The 18271-nt window shown below is 47.6% G+C and carries 18 protein-coding genes; 15 read left to right on the forward strand and 3 right to left on the reverse strand.

Annotated features, from left to right (window positions below; genetic code table 11):
- Nucleotides 1-57: 57 nt before the first annotated feature.
- Together ACJJJA_RS19680 and ACJJJA_RS19685 are read right to left on the reverse strand one after the other, a co-directional pair.
- Entirely contained in the window at nucleotides 58-759 is a 702-nt protein-coding gene (locus ACJJJA_RS19680) for a cytochrome c biogenesis CcdA family protein (protein WP_444903131.1), read from the reverse strand.
- A complete protein-coding gene (locus ACJJJA_RS19685) occupies nucleotides 752-1153 on the reverse strand; it encodes a thioredoxin domain-containing protein (protein WP_444887164.1) in 402 nt (133 codons plus the stop codon). The genes ACJJJA_RS19680 and ACJJJA_RS19685 overlap by 8 nt, the downstream gene beginning before the upstream one ends.
- Before the next feature lie 342 nt (nucleotides 1154-1495).
- On the opposite strand from ACJJJA_RS19685, the gene ACJJJA_RS19690 reads away from it, so the two are divergent.
- From ACJJJA_RS19690 to ACJJJA_RS19725, 8 genes are all read left to right on the forward strand, one after another.
- The gene (locus ACJJJA_RS19690; RefSeq protein ID WP_252083269.1) at nucleotides 1496-1855 is read left to right on the forward strand and encodes a hypothetical protein; all 360 of its coding nucleotides are present in this window, start codon (nucleotides 1496-1498) and stop codon (nucleotides 1853-1855) included.
- A 49-nt stretch (nucleotides 1856-1904) separates the two neighbouring features.
- Nucleotides 1905-2468 carry a DUF4166 domain-containing protein gene (locus ACJJJA_RS19695; RefSeq protein ID WP_444903132.1) on the forward strand — a complete coding sequence of 188 codons (564 nt, stop codon included), beginning with the start codon at nucleotides 1905-1907 and terminating at the stop codon, nucleotides 2466-2468.
- Nucleotides 2469-2687: 219 nt separating this feature from the next.
- Nucleotides 2688-5708 carry a DUF2339 domain-containing protein gene (locus ACJJJA_RS19700; protein ID WP_444903133.1) on the forward strand — a complete coding sequence of 1007 codons (3021 nt, stop codon included), beginning with the start codon at nucleotides 2688-2690 and terminating at the stop codon, nucleotides 5706-5708.
- 289 nt (nucleotides 5709-5997) lie between these two features.
- Nucleotides 5998-6735 carry an OmpW/AlkL family protein gene (locus tag ACJJJA_RS19705; RefSeq protein WP_444903134.1) on the forward strand — a complete coding sequence of 246 codons (738 nt, stop codon included), beginning with the start codon at nucleotides 5998-6000 and terminating at the stop codon, nucleotides 6733-6735.
- Nucleotides 6736-6900: 165 nt separating this feature from the next.
- Complete coding sequence (locus tag ACJJJA_RS19710) at nucleotides 6901-7332, forward strand: DoxX family protein (RefSeq protein ID WP_444903135.1); 432 nt, start codon at nucleotides 6901-6903, stop codon at nucleotides 7330-7332.
- Nucleotides 7333-7410: 78 nt separating this feature from the next.
- On the forward strand, nucleotides 7411-8382 hold the full coding sequence (locus ACJJJA_RS19715; protein WP_444903136.1) for a glutathione S-transferase family protein: 972 nt from the start codon (nucleotides 7411-7413) through the stop codon (nucleotides 8380-8382).
- 636 nt (nucleotides 8383-9018) lie between these two features.
- Nucleotides 9019-9915, forward strand: coding sequence for a LysR family transcriptional regulator (locus ACJJJA_RS19720; RefSeq protein WP_444903137.1), 897 nt, complete (start codon nucleotides 9019-9021; stop codon nucleotides 9913-9915).
- Between the two features lie 230 nt (nucleotides 9916-10145).
- Nucleotides 10146-10841: a pirin family protein gene (locus tag ACJJJA_RS19725; protein WP_444903138.1), complete on the forward strand. Its 696-nt coding sequence runs from the start codon at nucleotides 10146-10148 to the stop codon at nucleotides 10839-10841.
- A gap of 24 nt (nucleotides 10842-10865) precedes the next feature.
- Here ACJJJA_RS19725 and ACJJJA_RS19730 read toward each other — a convergent pair whose 3' ends face one another.
- A complete protein-coding gene (locus ACJJJA_RS19730) occupies nucleotides 10866-12008 on the reverse strand; it encodes a flavohemoglobin expression-modulating QEGLA motif protein (protein WP_444903139.1) in 1143 nt (380 codons plus the stop codon).
- 508 nt (nucleotides 12009-12516) lie between these two features.
- On the opposite strand from ACJJJA_RS19730, the gene mbhE reads away from it, so the two are divergent.
- From mbhE to mnhG, 7 genes are read left to right on the forward strand one after another with little or no spacing between them, the layout of a single operon-like run.
- Nucleotides 12517-14802, forward strand: coding sequence for a hydrogen gas-evolving membrane-bound hydrogenase subunit E (gene mbhE / locus ACJJJA_RS19735; protein ID WP_444903140.1), 2286 nt, complete (start codon nucleotides 12517-12519; stop codon nucleotides 14800-14802).
- Nucleotides 14799-15218 carry a Na+/H+ antiporter subunit B gene (locus ACJJJA_RS19740; protein WP_444903141.1) on the forward strand — a complete coding sequence of 140 codons (420 nt, stop codon included), beginning with the start codon at nucleotides 14799-14801 and terminating at the stop codon, nucleotides 15216-15218. The genes mbhE and ACJJJA_RS19740 overlap by 4 nt, the downstream gene beginning before the upstream one ends.
- 1 nt (nucleotide 15219) lies before the next feature.
- Complete coding sequence (locus ACJJJA_RS19745) at nucleotides 15220-15594, forward strand: Na+/H+ antiporter subunit C (RefSeq protein WP_252083283.1); 375 nt, start codon at nucleotides 15220-15222, stop codon at nucleotides 15592-15594.
- Nucleotides 15591-17111: a Na+/H+ antiporter subunit D gene (locus tag ACJJJA_RS19750; protein WP_444903142.1), complete on the forward strand. Its 1521-nt coding sequence runs from the start codon at nucleotides 15591-15593 to the stop codon at nucleotides 17109-17111. The genes ACJJJA_RS19745 and ACJJJA_RS19750 overlap by 4 nt, the downstream gene beginning before the upstream one ends.
- Before the next feature lie 2 nt (nucleotides 17112-17113).
- Complete coding sequence (locus tag ACJJJA_RS19755) at nucleotides 17114-17587, forward strand: Na+/H+ antiporter subunit E (protein ID WP_252083285.1); 474 nt, start codon at nucleotides 17114-17116, stop codon at nucleotides 17585-17587.
- Nucleotides 17587-17922, forward strand: coding sequence for a cation:proton antiporter (locus tag ACJJJA_RS19760; RefSeq protein ID WP_252083286.1), 336 nt, complete (start codon nucleotides 17587-17589; stop codon nucleotides 17920-17922). The genes ACJJJA_RS19755 and ACJJJA_RS19760 overlap by 1 nt, the downstream gene beginning before the upstream one ends.
- Nucleotides 17909-18253, forward strand: a complete 345-nt coding sequence (gene mnhG, locus ACJJJA_RS19765; protein ID WP_444882736.1) for a monovalent cation/H(+) antiporter subunit G — start codon at nucleotides 17909-17911, stop codon at nucleotides 18251-18253. The genes ACJJJA_RS19760 and mnhG overlap by 14 nt, the downstream gene beginning before the upstream one ends.
- Nucleotides 18254-18271: the final 18 nt, after the last annotated feature.

The following is an 18271-nucleotide window of genomic DNA, read 5'->3' on the forward strand; positions in this document are numbered from 1 at the left end:
TAACTATTAGTCGCTTTGGACACCTCGACTAAATAGTGATTTATTTTGAGATGATTATTAAAAACTAAAAGTCCACTCAGGAATCCAGTTCAGAGCCCAGGTTTCCAGGACTTTATCAAAGCCACTCAACACCATAATCCCAAGCAACAAAAGTATGGCACCAAGTGCTACTTTGCCACCAACAGCAAAAGCACCAACTGATGGTGATAAGCGGCTATAAATTTTCCGTGATAGCCCGCCTGCCACCAGTAGCGCAGCGCCGGTACCAAGCCCAAAAGAAAACATCACCATAAATGACTGGCCTAGTTGCTGGCCCATGGAAGCAAGCGCGATTGCTGCACCTAGCGTGGGACCAACGCAGGGCAACCAAATAATTCCTGTGAGAAAGCCGATACCAAACTGTCCGGCCCAGGCGCCATCACCAGTAATACTCGCCCCAGCGGTAACTTTCGATAAACGCAGAGTCACCCAGTCGGAAAGGGGTTTAATCAGTAGAATAAGGGCAACGGCCACAAGCAGGATTGCAGCAATATAGCGAAATAGCTCTGGGTCCAGCCCTAAAGAGACCAGCAGGAAACTGAGTACAGTTCCCGCCAGGGCAAATGACAAGCTGAGCCCTACGGCGAGCGCATAAGGCCCCCAGCGCCCAGCGTTGCTGGAGGCACCAACCACCATTGGCACCAGCGGCCAAACACAGGGGGAAAGAATACTAAGTGTGCCCGCAATCAAGGCCAGGGGGATGGCGCTGACTTCAAGCATTTTCGCCGCAGGCCTTAACTGAGTTAAAGATATTCTGGCGAATAACATCAGCGCGTGTTTCAGCAACACTGAACCACACCTGCTTGTCCCCACGATAGAGCAGCAGAGTTGACTGCCTGGGCGCACGGAAATGCTTTACCCACTCTTTTTGCTTGTCGAAATTCACATTAAGGATTGTGAGGCCGCACTGGGGGTTATCTTCCTGGAACTGCGCAAGAATTATGCCCTGCTTCTTACAGGTAGGGCACCAGTCTGCCCGTACATCAATCAATACGGGTTGCTTGGCAGCTTGCAGCTCTTTGAAGCGCTCTTCGGAGAAGGGCTCTCCCGCTGATGCGAAGGGCATAGAGAGCAGTAAGATAGCTAAGAACAGGGTGTGGTGAAATACTTTCATGCTAGTAATATCCCAAGTGAAGGGTTGAAAATTTCAATAAAATAAATAGGCAAGTTTGGCTGCTTACCTAGATTTGTCGTACTAGCTAGTAAATTTCTTACACCCGGTAGCTTTGAATATAAGCAACCTCACCTGTTCCGGAAAATCTGAGAACTGTGACAAATCTCAGGCTTCACTTATTGACTGGCTGTTCTTAACCATCTGTTGGGCCTATCTACCCACTAAGTCACTTGATTGCTGACAATATCCCTATAAGATCCCGCGGGTAATTTTTGCGACCGTAACAAGCGTGTCTCAAAGCTCTACGTCAGTATTCAATGTCAAATGGATTCAGATCGAAAAATGAACAAACTTTTTGCCCTTATAGCCATTACTCTTGCCACCGCTTCCTGCATGCAACTCGAAGTCAAACCGGGCCGTGTTATTGGCGATACCGTGGATGCGGGCAAAGAGGCTTATCAAAGTATTCAACGCAGCCGCCGCGGTGAGGAAGAGAGAGGTTTCTCCCACAAAACCAGTTACGATTCTGCCATTTCTAATGCCGCCAATATTGCAGGCTGCAAGGAAGAGCTAATGGAGGTGGTTAGTGTTTCAGACCTCGTTGTATCCCAGGTGATTTCTGAGTCTTCTGAAGTGCTGGTTAAGGATGGTGATAAAACCATTTACTGCGCAATGCGAGCTGTAGTTCGCCCTAAAGCTTGAACACTGCAGAAAACAAAAGAGTTCTAGTGATTTCTTTAAGTATTAACCAGTGAATACTGCTGTCATCAACTGGTTTGGGCCTAGTTTTAGTGAATTGAATCCACTTTTGCAGCACCTGCATACGCAAGGTGCCAAGCTGTATGGGGAAGTGGATATCCGTTTTGGTTCCAGCGTCGCCGGCTGGATTGGTCGGCGAATGGCGCACAAGCTAGGGGCTCCAACGACAGCTCGCAAAGTGCCTTTTTCTGTAGACATCCATCACTCCCCAGAAAAACTGACTTGGTCCCGCACTTTTGCCAGAACCCATACTGTTACCTCAGAGTTCCAGCCAGTAAAGACCTACCAACAAGGTGGTTACTGGGTGGAATCCACTGGCTCGGTCAAAATTCAGCTAGGGGTCTCAACAGAGGGTGGCAACTGGCAATGGATACAGCAATCTGTGTCACTTTTTCGTATTCCTATTCCAACAATATTCAGGCCCAGGGTTTCCGCTGGAAAAGCCGTTGTGAATGGGCTCTACCAATTTGAAATAAAAATCTCCTTGCCATTGCTGGGCCTTATCTTTGGCTACTCAGGTACATTAAAGAAAGACGATGGAAAAATGATCGATTAAACCCGTGCAGTTCACTAGGGAGCCCCTGAATAACTCCGTAATATCTCTGCAGATTTTGAAAACTGCAGGTGTTAGGCACAGCTTGCAGCGAATGGCCATAGCCCTTTGCAAGGCAGCTGTAGTCTTCAAGACCCGCTTACAGGGTTTTCAGAGGCTCCCCCGGGACTTGTTGTAAAAACAAACACGGGATAGTCTCGACCAAAACGATAAGAGCAAGTTATGGAAAGTGAACTGCTGTCGCTCCGGGCTGAACTAGCCCTTCTGGAACGTGACAACCGGCGTCGGCTGGAGACCTTCGAAAGGCGACTCTCCGCCCTTGAGGCACAACTCAAGCGAGGCAATACAGAAAACAAAGATGCCTTGTCAGAAAACACTACAGGGTTAGAGGATGATTTAGCCCTACTTATGGGCTCCCCCTCTGAGTCCCGGCAAACCATTGAGCCAACCCAGCCAGCAAACATACCCCTTACAACCACGTCTGCTGAATCCAAATCAATTCCACAAAAAAACAAAAAAGCATCAGTAGCCACACCCTGGTTGCAGGAGGGATTAGCCAGCCTAGTGGCACCAGCTCTGGAACCGCTGAATCGTGTGTGGGAGCCCCTTGCGAACTTTTATCGCCATTACCAGCGCCAGGGTAAAGCCCCGGTATTCTTTATGACCGCTGCCGGCATATTGGCACTGGTATTTGGCTTCGCATACTTGCTGCAGTTCTCTTTCAACAGCTATTTGGGCCCCGCCGGTAAGGTTGCCCTGGGCTTTCTGGTTGCGGCGGCAACCACTTTTGGCGGTGTGACTTTTAGCCGGCGTATGCCCCATATGGCGGACTACGGCTCTGGATTAATAGCGCTCGGAGTGATTCTTCTCTACCTGTGTGGGTACTTTGCTGGGCCTTACTATCAGTTGCTGCCTGTTCCTGTTGGAGTCGGCCTGTTGGTGGCGACAACAGGGCTCTCTTACTTACTGGCTTTATTGTTTGAGACACGCGTGGTGTCCATGGTCACACTGCTGGGCGGCGCCACCATGCCTTTGGTGACGAATCATTTTGATCCTTCCGCACTTGTTTATCTCAGCTATTTATTGGCTCTCGCCCTGGCGATGCTGCATTTGTCCAGGCAAATACGCTGGCCACAGCTTGCGATCGTAACCATGGTACTGAGCGCAGGCATGCTGGAGTTTTCCGTCTCAAATCTGGATGAGGCTACATCTACCTGGGGGCCATTACTAATACTACACGGCTTCTTTTATGGTTTTGCCCACTACGCTCTGCGAGGACTAAGCGCTGAATTAATAGAGTCCAAAGGGCTAGAGCGAAGGCGCTTGATTATTATTGCCGCAAATCTGGTGCTGTTTATCCACATCTGCTGGTCCCTGGCACCCAGCAGCAACGCGCTGGGTGTTGTGTGGTTGCTGAACCTTCTACCCTGGATAGCACTGGCTATTTATTCACGCTGGCTGTTTGGCTACAACGCCACCAGCATTTCCGCCCGTGTTGTACAGAATATGGCTCTACTACACGGTGGATTACTGGCAGGCTTGGCGATCCTTGCGTTGTGCAGTCCCGCTTTATTGGGGATTGTCTGGTGTCTAGAGGGATTGTTGCTGATTTTTCTCGGTGCCCGTTTTGGTTTTATCAGTGTAAGAAGCGAGGGTTACATCGCCCTATCTGCAGCTGGCATTACCATGCTGTGGCAAGCTCTGACCTGGGTAGCTGGCGGAGTTGTTCCCGCACCAATGTTGCTGTCATTAAGCGCAGATGCTGGTTGGGGTAACTGGTTGGCGCTCTGTGCGGCTGCCTTCGCATTAACCCGACTGTTGCAGCACTGCACAGATCGGATTACTCCTAGAGAGCACCATTTAACCTCTTTCGCAGATAACGCTTTTGTGGTGTTTTTATCCGCAAGCTTTCTGCTATCTGTTGGCATCCTCTGGCCCCAGGGTATGTGGCTGCTTGCCTTGCTACCGATGGGCTTTTTAATCTGGCACGGCAAGCGCACTGGCTCAGCATTTAGTGAATGGTTTGGACTCAGCCATTACTTACTGCTGTTTATCCCACTACTCGCGAGTGCATCGATTGTGGGTAACTTGCATTTCTACGATCAAATACCTTACGGAAAGATCGCTAGTGTAGAGGCCTTCCTTAGCTTGTGGATGATTGCAGCTCTGTATAAACACCTGGATATGCAATCCACTGGCTTCTCTCTGGCACTCAATTTGCGCAAGCTGTTTTACGCTCTGGTGCCAATATTTTTCCTACCAACAGTACTTTATAAGGCCAACGACTACTTCCCCATCGCCGTTTGGCTGTCTGGCGCTATCGCCCTGGCACTTTATACACACCTGAAACTGGAGGTAATAAAACAGGAACTGCGCATATTGATCGCAGGCGCAAGCTTTGTAGCAATAATCAGTTGTGCTCTGCAGGAGTTCGCCAACTGGCAAGGGTTTGCCTTGAGTGGGTTGCTGTTGGGGCTGGTATCAATGGCGGCACTGTTGTGGATCGGCCAGGGATTGCGGAGGAAGCCAGTCGGCCAGCATTGGCGGTTGGCCCTGCATCGGGCACTTAAGCCAATCTTTCCATTGGCCTTTTACTATCTCGCGGCAACGCTACTTATTATTAGCTACGCACTAAGCCGTGACTTTGCACTGGCACTTTTACTATGCCAGCTGTACTTCGCTGGTCTGTATATTTTTAAACCCCAATTAGCGCCGCTGCGCAACCAGTTGACCCCCCTTTATATGCTGAGTCTGCGCCTGTTTGAGTTTATTACCTTGTTGCAAGTTGTAGCGGTCATTGCCAATTCCGCCAAGGCGCCAGTGTTGGGAGTGTATAACCTGGTGGCCCTGGGAATCGCTTCACTGTTGGTTTATCAGCGCTTTTTCGCCAATAGAGCCGTATGGCCCGGCCGCAGGATGTTTAACCTGTGGGTGCTACACCTTACAGCCATCCCAGCTTATATTGCGCTGCTGGCGCAAGTGCTGGAAACCATGTGGCTGCCGGCAATATCATTTGCCTTAGTGGTACATGCAACATTGCTACTATTCCAAACCCTAAAACCTGATACCAAAAAGTTACTGAAGCTCTCACTCATGTTGTTCGGCATTGCTGCACTAAAAATTGTACTGTGGGATATGCAGGACTTTTCCCTGATACAAAAGATTGTGGTCTGTATGCTGGTGGGGCTGTGCATGCTGGGGGCGGCATTCCAGTATCAGAAATTTCTGACACCCAGAAATTGAAAATACCAAAAATACTGATCAGCTTATCTCAAAAATGTAATGGGCCTTTTTAGGCCCATTACTATTTACAGTTGTTAAATTAGTTATGATTTGTGTGGGGTTATACAAGAACTCCATATGCTCTATCTTTTGAAGCAATACTTACAAAGGCTTGGCACAGATCACCCTCTATATTGCTGCTAAAGACGTCTTATCACATCAAAGAACACCTTACCCCGACCGCCCATTTTCCGGCCAACTACACTGAATGCGTAACTCCATTTCGATAAAATGCGCAGGGAAGCAAGAAATGAAACGGCTTCAGTTGGCAATAACGCTTTTTGTCACCTTACTCTTTAGTAGCCAAGCTTTGGCAGAGTATAAAAAAGGAGACTTTATAGTTCGTGTTGGCGCCGCTGCAGTAGCTCCCAACGACGATTCCGACAATCTGCGCCTAAATGGCACCATACTGCCTGATACACGAGTTTACGTGGATACTGGTTACTCCGTGAGCTTTACGGGCACCTGGTTATTCGCCGATCATTGGGGGCTGGAGCTGTTGGCTGCACTGCCATTCAAACACGACCTTAAGGTGAGTGGCCTGCCAAACCCGAATACCGGGGAACCTCTGGGCAGGGTTCGCCTGGGGGATATCAAACACCTGCCTCCTACCCTCACATTGCAGTGGTACCCGGTATGTACAGAATCCTGGGTGCAGCCATATATTGGTGTTGGAGTAAATTACACCCATTTTTTTAGCGAGCATATCAACCGTGTAGCCCAGAACTACTTTGAGACAGTACTCGGAGCCGAATCACGAGCAAGACTCAAGCTGGACAACTCCTGGGGACTTGCCGGGGAGGTTGGTATAGATGTCGCCTTTGGCAGGGAGAGCCGCTGGTTGTTTAACGCGGCTATTTGGTATCTGGATATTGATACCAAGGCAAAGATCCATTTTCGCTCTGGAGCTGATGACAGCTCTCACATTCGGGTGAATGTGGATATAGACCCATTTGTTTACTCCCTGGGTATCGGTTACCACTTCTGAGGTGTTCAGCACATCACAGCCCATTCATTCAATTTATTAGAACGAATAAGCCTATTTATACCAATTTTCATTCTATTGAATATCCCTAAACTGTTCCTTAAAGACATCGACTACTTAGCCAAAACCCAGTGTTATCCACTTATTCACATTTTGAGGAGCATCCCTATGACCACTTCTACTTTATCCACAGCCCAGAAAAGTACAAACCCGAATCTGTTTGCAGACATCGCCGACCTCAGTGGGCGTATCGGCCTGGCAGCAATCTTTATACTAGCGGGAGTGAATAAGCTTCAGAACTATGAGGGCAGCGCCCAGTACTTGGCTATGGGCGGCTTGCCAGAATTCCTTCTGCCACTGGTAATCTTATTTGAGATTGGCGGAGCCCTGGCATTGATCGTCGGCTTCCATGTTCGCCTTACCGCCCTGGCATTTGCGGCATTCAGCCTGCTAACCGCGGCCTTGTATCACCATAACTTAGCTGATCAGATGCAATTTTTGATGTTCTTTAAAAACATGGCCATGGCTGGCGGCTTCCTGGTTCTGGCCGCTCATGGCGCCAGGCACTTAAGCATCGATAAGCGTAAAAAAACCATTTAATAATTTATACAACATACTTTTGTATCGCCCTAACTACCCTAGGGCCGATTAGCACGAATACTGATTCAGGAGAGAAACATGGGACTATTAGTCAACGGCCAATGGAAAGACCAGTGGTATGACACCAAAGATTCCAGCGGGTCGTTTAAGCGAGAAGCTGCTCAACTGCGCAATTGGATTACCCGTGATGGCAGCGCAGGCCCCAGTGGTAGAGGTGGCTTTAAGGCGGAATCCGGGCGTTACCATTTATATGTATCTCTGGCTTGCCCCTGGGCCCATCGAACCTTAATTTTCCGCAAGTTAAAAAAACTGGAGGAGCACATCAGTGTTTCTGTAGTCAGCCCGGATATGCTTGAACATGGCTGGAGTTTTAATACCGATGAGGACAGCAGTGGTGATTCGCTATTTGGCTATCAGTTCTTGCATCAGCTATATACACATAATAAAGCTGATTACACTGGCCGCGTTACTGTGCCAGTGCTTTGGGATAAGCTGCAAAATTGTATTGTCAGTAATGAGTCCTCAGAAATTATCCGTATGCTTAATCAATCGTTTAATGAAATTAGCAGTGATACTCAGGACTTTTTCCCTAAGGAAAAACAAACGGAAATTGAGACTATTAATGAACTAGTTTACGAAAACATCAACAACGGCGTATACCGAAGCGGTTTTGCCACCACTCAGGAAGCCTATGAAGAAGCCTATACAAATTTATTTGATGCCCTGGATCGGGTAGAGAATATTTTAGGCCAACAGCGCTATCTAGTAGGAGAGAAAATCACTGGGGCCGACTGGCGGTTATTTACTACCCTAATACGCTTTGATTCCGTCTATCACGGACACTTCAAGTGTAATCGCCAACGTCTTGAGGATTACCCTAACCTCAGCAATTATGTACGCGAACTATACCAGTGGCCCGGAGTTGCAGAGACCGTGAACTTGCATCATATCAAGCGACATTACTATTTTAGCCATACTATGATTAATCCCACTCAGATAGTTCCAGTGGGACCGGATATCGATTACACCAGTCCCCACAATAGGGTGTAGATCTACCCCAAAAGACAGTTACCGCCCGTTTATCCTTATATCCTTACAGTGGCCGCAACGCGGCCTCCTTTTTACTTTGGGGTCTTAAAGAGTGAATCTGTTTGTAGATAAACCGCGCCACAATAGTTTACAAATCACAGGGTTAATTACTGAGCAAGCCAATTTCGAAATTTTCCATGTACGGAATACAAAGATTAATATGCCAGGGAATATATATACGTCTCTGAACAGAGAATATAAGACTTTGAGGTTTCGCCAAAACCATTACGGTAAAGCAACAAACTTTTTCAATATCAATAAAATAGTATTCAACTTTTCTCTATATCTGTTTCAAAAGTGACACGAGCAATACCATACTCGAATCAGAGCTTATCTTGCTTTTCATCCAACTGGCTTTGATGCATTCAAAAACAAAACCGCTAATTCACTCATTCTCTCCTCCCCTGGACAACAAGTGTAAAGATACAACACAAGGAGATACCGAGATTTGTCTCCTTCCATAGCGCCTTACCAAGCCGAAGAAACAATTACTTTCAAAGCTTCACAGGAGTACCACCTATAATTTTCACTATCATTCTGTGTAGTCGAGGAATAAAGTATCCTTTTTGAAATGATTCTCAGGAGAGGTAAAAACTCATGCAAAAGACCACCCTTGAGCAATGGCGGATGTTCAAGGCCGTTGTAGATGCTGGCGGTTTTAATCAGGCAGCCTCGGTGGTTCACAAGAGCCAATCCAGTATTCACCATGCGGTAACGAACTTGGAAGCCGCACTCGGTGTTAAGCTGTTTGAAGTATCGGGGCGTAAAGTAGTACTTACTGAAGCTGGTCGATTAATGCTGCGTCGTGGCAAGTTCCTACTGGAAGAGGTATCTCGTATTGAGGCTATTGCTGATAGCCTTAGTGAAGGGGTGGAATCGGAGTTACGCATTGCGGTAGATGGAGCCTTTCCACAGAAGGTAGTCTTCCAGGCTTTAGAGAAAGTGTCTGGAATCTACCCTCAGGTCAATATTGATATTGTGGATACTGTTTTATCCGGTACCAACGAATTAATTCAGGAAGGACTCGTAGACTTGGGCCTTTCGGCCTTTACCATGGATGACAGCCTCAACGATGAAATCTGCCGTATCAAATTTGTGGCCGTGGCTCACAATGCACATCCACTACTCCAGTTTGACCGTGAGTTAACATTTGAAGATCTAAAATCCTATCGGCAGATTATTGTGCGGGATTCGGCGATTCAAACAAACCGGGATTCAGGCTGGCTGGGAGCAGAGCAACGCTGGAAAGTGGGTAGTTTGCGTGCATCTCTAGATTTAATCACCCAGGGCATGGGGTTTGCCTGGCTGCCTATGCCACTGGTGGCTGACTCACTCAATGATGGGACTCTGAAACTGCTTCGCTTAAAAAAAGGCGGGACACGTTCCACCAGTTTTTATATAAACTTCAAAGACCTGGATAAGCTTGGTCCTGTGGCTCGGGAATTTATTGGAGAACTGCGCCTACTAACCCTGGAGATGCCAGCCTCTGAGTAATAGTGCTTATTCTTCATTTTTTCCTGCTTCCCTTCTTCTCCATAAATCTATATTTCTTTATCGTTTTCTCTTTTTTAGCATGGGAAGACGGGATAGACGAATATTAAGTTGGAGGCCATTCATTCGATTAAGGCGAATTACTTATCCGTTTTTATCCAATATTTGTTTTCGTAACCATTATCTATCATAGCCCTATCATCACAACCAATCTTATTAATAGGGATCAGGCTATGTATTATTACAGACCCTCACAAGCACGTGGTAGAGCCCGTTTTGGCTGGCTAGACAGTAGACATAGCTTTTCTTTTGGGCATTATTACGACCCTAATCATATGGGGTTTTCTGTACTGCGTGTTATCAATGATGACACTGTTATACCTGGTGCAGGATTTGATACTCATGGCCATCGGGATATGGAGATTATATCCTACATTTTGCAGGGTGCGATTGAACATAGAGACAGTGAGGGTAATCGTTTGGTCGTATCAGCTGGAGAGATTCAGAGGATGAGTGCGGGAACCGGCATCACTCACTCGGAATACAACCACTCACAAACGGAGCAGCTTAAATTTCTGCAAATCTGGATTGAACCGAATCGCCGAGGCATAAAACCTAGTTACGAACAGCAGTCAATCCCACAACGGGATAAGCTGACTGCGCTTATCACCCCCGATGGAAGCGGAAACACACTCTCCATACATCAGGATACCAGTCTATACCGTTTGCAATTAAATACCGGAGAAAGCATTACAATACAAACCCATGAGCGGCCCGGCTACTTACATGTCATTGAAGGTGAGGCCAGTGTAAATGATAAATCTATACTGGCCTCAGGGGACGGCCTGGGTTTATTCAAGAAACAAGTACAACTGAAAGCGATAAAGAATAGCATCACGGCCCTGTGGTTTGACCTACCAGCCAACTGAATTTAGGTAAGACTCTCTAAAAAATTATTTAATCGCATGGGCAATAAACCGTTTAACGGGATCAATAGACTGCGGTTCTTTTATCGCAGGGCTGATAAAATGTGGTGCATGCAGATAGCCTTTATCAATCAACCGAGAAATAAGAGGCAGATATTCCTCTGATACCTTACCGGTCATAAGGTTATTAAAATCCTTACAGTTTTCCATGGCATTTAATATCTGATGAAAACCTTGTAGATAAAGATAATCCTTGGTGAAGCCACCACCTCGATAGACTCTGGTAGTAATCGTAAAGGCCAGATTTTCCTCCACCTGATATTTTTCTTTGAGCAGGATAAAAGTACGTTTAAAATCCCTCTCTTGTAACATGGATTGCACCGCAACCACCCGCAAGGCCAATACTTTTAGTCTTGGCAGAGTGAGGTATCCAGCCAGGTACTCACACAGAATAGCCAAGCCTTCCTGAGTAGTTGTATTGACCGGGCAACCCAACTCTAGAATTTTTAGCGTCTGGCTACGGGCGTTAAGAGTGGTGACCAGGTGAACCCCCAGCTCATGGTGAGCCAACGCAGAGACCTCAGTCTCCGAAATATTGGCATGGGAGTTGATTTTAATCGTACTACCAGCCACCAAAGCATTGGCAATCATATGATCGTCGATGCGAATATCGTAGCTATAGCCCTGTCTATTAGCGAAGTCACTGAGATACTGCATCATCTCATTAGCATTCAGAAACCGATCATCACTAGATTCCAAATCATCAGGCAAGTGCAGAATAAAATTGGCATTATTTACATCCTTATCTGTGGGCTCTCCAAAGTAACGCAAGGAGTTATAAACAAAATCATCCGTTCCCACAGAGTGAAACTGGTCCAATTTATCGACATAAGATTCGATGATATCGCTATATAGCTTGGTCAGATCCTCATCTGGCAGGGATTCTACTGGAAGGGCATAAAGCAGCCGTTTGCGCTGAAATATGTCCATTTTTTGTTCACGGTATACAAACTGAGGATTAATGGAAAACTTCTTCGAGAAAAACTCTTCTTTCATCGCCCGAAAATTTCTTGGCTCAATTGCCGCAAGAATTTCCACCCCACGCACCAACTCAAATAAATCTTGATCTAGAATCTTTAGCTCAGGATGTTCGTTAAGTGACCGATCCATAGTTGCATCCGTTAAGCATATTATTTATGAAATTAGTGAAATTCTTATCTTGCTCAACTACCCAGGAAGCCTCTAAATAGCAGGTATTCTACCATCAAATTATTATCCTACTTCTATTTATGCAATATGGCGCAAATTCATACCCTCAGAAGAACATCTGACTCTAAGTAAGATAAATTTCTTAGTCGAACAAACCGACACTCACCAAGATATTTAGCTTGAGCCCCTAAATACCTCAGATTCTGTAATTGACGGTTACCCTATCCAGGTTTTTAAGCGATTCTAATAAGAATTATTTCCAACTAGCTGATTGACAATTACTTTTGGCAAAAACACTCCTAAAAAGTATATATAGAGGTAGCTAGTCGTAATTTCCATTCAATTCGATTCGTATCAATTGAACAGTATTCCAATCGACAGCAACATAATAATCTCGATACTAAGATTCCGCGCCAGCTCTATTGCCAATTCCCTCCTAAAATAGATCGAGGCAATCGGGGATGTATTGATGGGCGCAGTGGGCGACACGGAAGGTCGCAAAATCGATCAGGCTACGCCAGGGAGATGGATATCCCTACTCTCACCTGTGCTTCCGACTATTTTCACCATTATCTTAATGGTGCATATGCCGGATATTTCAGCCGGTAAGGAATTCTCCTTTGGCGTTACCTGGGTTGAAGCACTGGGAATTGACCTGCGTTTTTATGTCGATGGCCTGAGCTTCCTTTTTGCCCTATTAATTAGTGGCATTGGAGTTTTTGTTACCATCTATGCTGCCGCTTATATGCGCGGCGACATCGATTTGCGCCGATTTTACTTTTACCTCTACCTTTTTATGGTGGGGATGCTGGGTTTGGTTCTGGCGGGAGACTTAATTACCCTATTTGTTTTTTGGGAAATAACAACCATTTCCAGCTATCTACTAATTAGCTATAACAACACCAGCGCCATTGCACGTCGCTCTGCTTTACAAGCCTTGCTGATCACCACACTAGGTGGGTTGTGCCTACTCGTTGGGTTACTACTACTCGCCTCTCTGGCAGAGAGTTTCGATTTAATCCAGGTATTGGCTACCGGTGAAACTGTACGAGCAAGCCCTCTTTATTTACCGATCTTAATACTGATATTAATAGGCGCCTTTTGTAAGTCTGCACAGCTGCCCTTTCATTTCTGGCTGCCCAATGCTATGGCCGCCCCTACTCCAGTAAGTGCCTATCTTCACTCAGCCACCATGGTAAAAGCTGGTATTTACTTGCTCGCGCGTATGCATCCAGTGTTAGCACATACCGAGTATTGGGAATGGATTTTGACCTGTACGGGTGCCGCTACGGCAGCGGTTGCAGCCTTGGCGGCGCTGCGACAAACCGATCTGAAGTTGGCCCTGGCGTATACCACCCTGATTGCGCTAGGTACCCTGACCATGTTCCTGGGCTCCGATGCCTCGGCTGCTGTGGCCGCTGCCATTACCTTTCTTATCGTGCACTCTTTTTACAAAGCGGCACTGTTTATGGTGGTGGGCATTATCGACAAACAGGCCGGCACACGCAATCTCAACAAACTGGGCGGACTCGGCCACTCAATGCATATTACTGTGATTGCGGCTTCAGCGGCGGCTCTCTCCATGGCCGGGTTTCCACCTTTTTTAGGCTTTATCGGTAAAGAGCTTAAATATGAAGGCGCTTTAGCAGTGGCCTCAGAACCGGCGCTGGTTGCCACAGTGGCGGTTTTTGTCAATGCCGTCACGGTAACCGTAGCGGGAATGGTGGCGATCAAACCGTTCTGGAAAAAAAAGCCGCAACATATATCCAATGTTCAAGAAGCACCACTGGGCATGTGGATTAGCCCGTTAATTTTGAGTGGCTTGGGCCTTACTTTCGGTATGGCGCCAGATCTTGTTGGTGGCGGCTTGGTAGAACCGGCACTGAGCGCAGTTCTGGGAATCCCAGAGACCATTAAACTTAAGTTATGGCACGGCATTAATATTCCCCTGCTGATGAGTATTCTCACTTTTGTTTTAGGAGTCACCATGTATCTGGGCTTACGACGCATGCGTGCTTGGTTGGCCTGGGATTTCAAATATGCGCCCACCAATGCCGATCAGTTGTGGGATAAATCTCTGGATTTACTCAAAGCCTTTGCCGCACTACAAACCCGTATACTACAAAACGGTATTATGCGGCGTTACCTAACAGTAATTTTTGTCACTGTGTCCCTGGCCCTCGCTTATGCCCTGATACGCAGTGGACAATTTCCTATGGAATACGCTTGGCCACGCCTCAACCTAAAGGAATGGGCCGCCTTGTTATTGACCGTGGGAGGGGCCTATATGGCGGGCTCGGCGCGCAAGCCACTTATTGCCATCTGTGCCCTGGGAGCCCTAGGAGTGGGAATTGCCCTGATCTACTTATTTCTTGGCGCACCGGATGTGGCGATCACCCAACTGCTAGTGGAAACCCTTTACCTGGTATTGGTTGCGGCAATCCTGCCGCGCCTACCGGTATTTAATCCCGGTCGAAAGGTATTGTTCCGCCCACGAGATGCCACCCTCGGCGCGGTTTTAGGTCTACTGGTCACCTTCAGCTTACTTGCGGTACTACAGACACCTCTGGAGAGCCCAACCACCGAGTTTTTTGAAAAAGCATCGGTTCCGGAAGCCCATGGCCGCAATATCGTCAACGTCATTTTGGTGGACTTTCGAGCACTGGACACATTTGGAGAAATTATTGTGGTCTTCACTGCGGCTGTGGCTGCAGTCACCCTACTCGGCCATCAATTGCGGCGAGGTAAGCAATGAATTCGCTGATACTTCAAACCGCAACCCGAGTACTGGTAGCTCTGATTCTCTTGTTCTCTATCTATATGTTACTGCGTGGGCACAATTATCCAGGAGGAGGGTTTATTGCTGGGTTGATCGCCGCCTCCGCATTTGCCTTATTTGCCATCGCTTGGGGTATGGAGTCCGCACAGAGTGCCCTAAAGATTCCCCCGAGCACTTTGGCTTCGAGCGGTGTACTCATCACCGCAGTTTCCGGAATGCTGGGCCTTTTTTCTGGTGAAGCGCCATTCTCAGGACAGTGGCTGCAGATTACCGGTGGTAAAAATACTGGCGGAATCACTATTAGCAATGTACTGATTTTTGATATCGGGGTTTATTTCGCAGTGCTCGGCGCTGTGCTGACCCTGATTTTTGCCCTGGAGGAGTCCAACTAAGATGGAAGGTCCACTCGCTCTCGTTGTTGGCATTCTGATCGCTACCGGTGTCTACCTGATGTTGGCCAGAAATTTACTACATTATCTTTTTGGGCTGATACTCATTAGTAATGCCGCCAACTTGGCAATATTTGTCGCGGGGCGCGTCACTCGCGCCGCCCCTCCCCTAATTCCAAAAGGCATGGAAGTTGCTCCTGGGCCAATTTCCAACCCCTTGCCTCAGGCATTAATCCTTACCGCCATTGTGATTGGCTTTGGCCTACTGGCCTTTGCTCTGGCCCTGATTGCTCAGGCCTATAAAGTACTCGGCACCCTGGATGTGGATTCGATGCGTATTGCCGAGCCGGTTTTGCCCAAGAGGGATAAATCCCCTTGAGCTGGTTACTGGCCCTACCCTTCCTAGTACCAATCCTTACCGCACTCGCCACTTTTCCAGCGCGAGGGCGAAAGCGCCTGTGTGGTGCTATTTCTGTCTTTGGCTGCACACTTCTACTCGGTGTGACCTTTATCATTCTGTACCTGGTGGAAACAGGCGGCACCCGTGCGGCACAGATGGGAGATTGGGCTGCGCCATTCGGTATCACCTTAGTCGCAGATCGGCTGAGCGCCATTATGCTACTAATTAGCGGTATCGTTGGATTCTGTGTGTCGGTCTTTTCCCTGTCTGATATCAGAAAATACCGGGTTAAACTGGGCTTTCATAGTTTCTTCCAGTTATTACTGGCCGGAGTTTGCGGTAGTTTTATTACTGGAGATTTATTCAACCTGTATGTCTGGTTTGAGGTGATGCTGATTGCCTCTTTCGCATTGCTGGTGCTTGGTGGAGATCGTATTCAACTGGATGGCGGAATTAAATATGTAGCACTTAACCTAGTTTCCACATTGCTAATGCTGACTTCTATCGGCATGACCTATGGGCTAACAGGCACCTTGAACATGGCCCAGCTGCATGTCTCTTTAGCCACTGTGGATAACCCTACCGCTGTTTCTGCTCTGGCGGTGTTATTTATCTGTGCCTTTGGTATTAAAGCTGCCATTTTTCCATTATTTTTTTGGCTGCCCGCCTCTTATCATGCACCACCTGTCACAGTGACCGCAGTTTTTGCCGGCCTACTTACAAAGGTAGGGGTTTACGCTTTAATCCGTACCTTCACTCTGATTTTCCCCAGTGAGCTGGAGTTCCCCCACACTATTTTGCTGGGTACTGCATTATTGACCATGCTCACCGGCGTATTGGGCGCAGCGGCACATTATGAATTTCGTAAAATTCTCGCATTCCATATCATCAGCCAGATTGGCTTCTTGGTACTGGGCTTGGCGCTCGATACACCACTGGCATTGGCCGGAGCGATCTTTTATACCATTCATAATATCGTCGCCAAAACCAATTTATTTCTTATCAGTGGTACTGCCAAACGCCTGACAGGCAGTTACGAATTAAGCCAGATTGGAGGCCTCTATCGGGCCAGTCCACTGCTTTCTGTTTTTTTCTTTATCGCCGCCTTCAGCCTGGCCGGTTTTCCACCGTTGTCGGGTTTCTGGGCCAAACTATTGCTATTGAAGGCAAGCCTAGATCTAGACGCTTACTGGGTTGTGGCCGTGGCCTTAATTACCGGAGCCCTGACCCTGTTTTCCATGAGCAAAATTTGGGCGGAAGCTTTTTTAAAGGACCACCCGAAGGACTATTGTCAGAGTTTAAAGAATATTCCCCAGCAGGAGCGCTACCAGCGCCTATTACCGGTGGCATTACTAGCCCTGATCACTCTAGTGCTCGGGCTGGTACCGGGCCCTTTAATCGACTACTCACTGGCCGCGGCAGGGGAATTGTTGAATCCAAGTGATTACATTGAGGCAGTACTGGGAATGGAAACCCAATACGCGGGGAACCACTAATTATGCGCGTATTTTTACTCAATTTAATATTGGCCATTAGCTGGTCGGCCCTGACCGGTAATGCGACACTGACAAACTTTTGTTTTGGTTATTTTGTCGGTTATCTGGCATTGCGGGTTTCGCCCAAGATCCCTGAGGGAACCAAGTACTTCCAGCGTCTACCTCGCCTAATCCGCCTAGGCAGTTTTTTTCTACAAGAACTGGTACTTTCAAGTTTACGTGCAGTCTTGGAGGTGTTCTCACCAAAATTACAAAGCCGTCCACAGGTAGTGCGGCTACCTCTAGAAATAACCGATCAAACCCAGATTTTTATACTGGCGAATTTAATATCACTCACACCGGGAACGGTAGTTCTGGAAATCACTCCGGATAACTCTGAATTTTTGGTACACACTATGTTCGTTGATGACCCAGATATTTTTCGTGAGGAAATTCATCTGGGATTTGAGAAACGCGTGCGGGAGGCGTTTTCCTGATGCACAGTACTATCGTTGATATCAACGCGCCGCTAATCGTAGCGGCCATTAATGTCTCATCACTCATTTTATTGCTGGCTCTGGCCATGTGTTTTATGCGAATTTTTCTCGGTCCAACACTGGCAGACCGGGTTGTAGCCCTCGATGTGCTGAATATTCTTGCAGTGGCCTATTGCGCTCTGTTGGCGATTGCCTCGGGAGAGCCAGCCTATCTGAGTGCGGCCATTGCCCTGGCGCTGGTAGCCTTCCTGGTGAGTGTCGCCTTCGCCCGCTTTATCGAGAAAAGCGGAAAAAAGACCGTATTACAAGAGGGAGGTGGCAGTGGTATTCGATGAGGTTTTTATCGCTACCCTTTTGCTAGTGGGCAGCCTATTCGGTTTTAGTGCGGCTTTGGGTTTGTTACGAATGCCGGATTTCTACACTCGCATGAGCACTTCGGGAAAAGCCGCCACCCTGTGCTGCGGACTGTTACTGGGGGGCGTAGCCGCAATGTTCCACGATACCCAGGTAACCGCACGCGCAGTGGCGGCGCTGCTATTTTTGCTCTTCACTGTGCCCATCGGGGTGCATATGATTGCGCGAGCGGCCTATCGGGTAGGCACCCCTATGTGGCGAGGCAGGACCGCCAGCCCCCGTTTCAAAAATCCGAAGAGGGACTTACAGTAGTCCTGCCCAGGTGAATCA

It is taken from the genome of Microbulbifer mixtoriginis (SeqCode) (assembly GCF_052466865.1).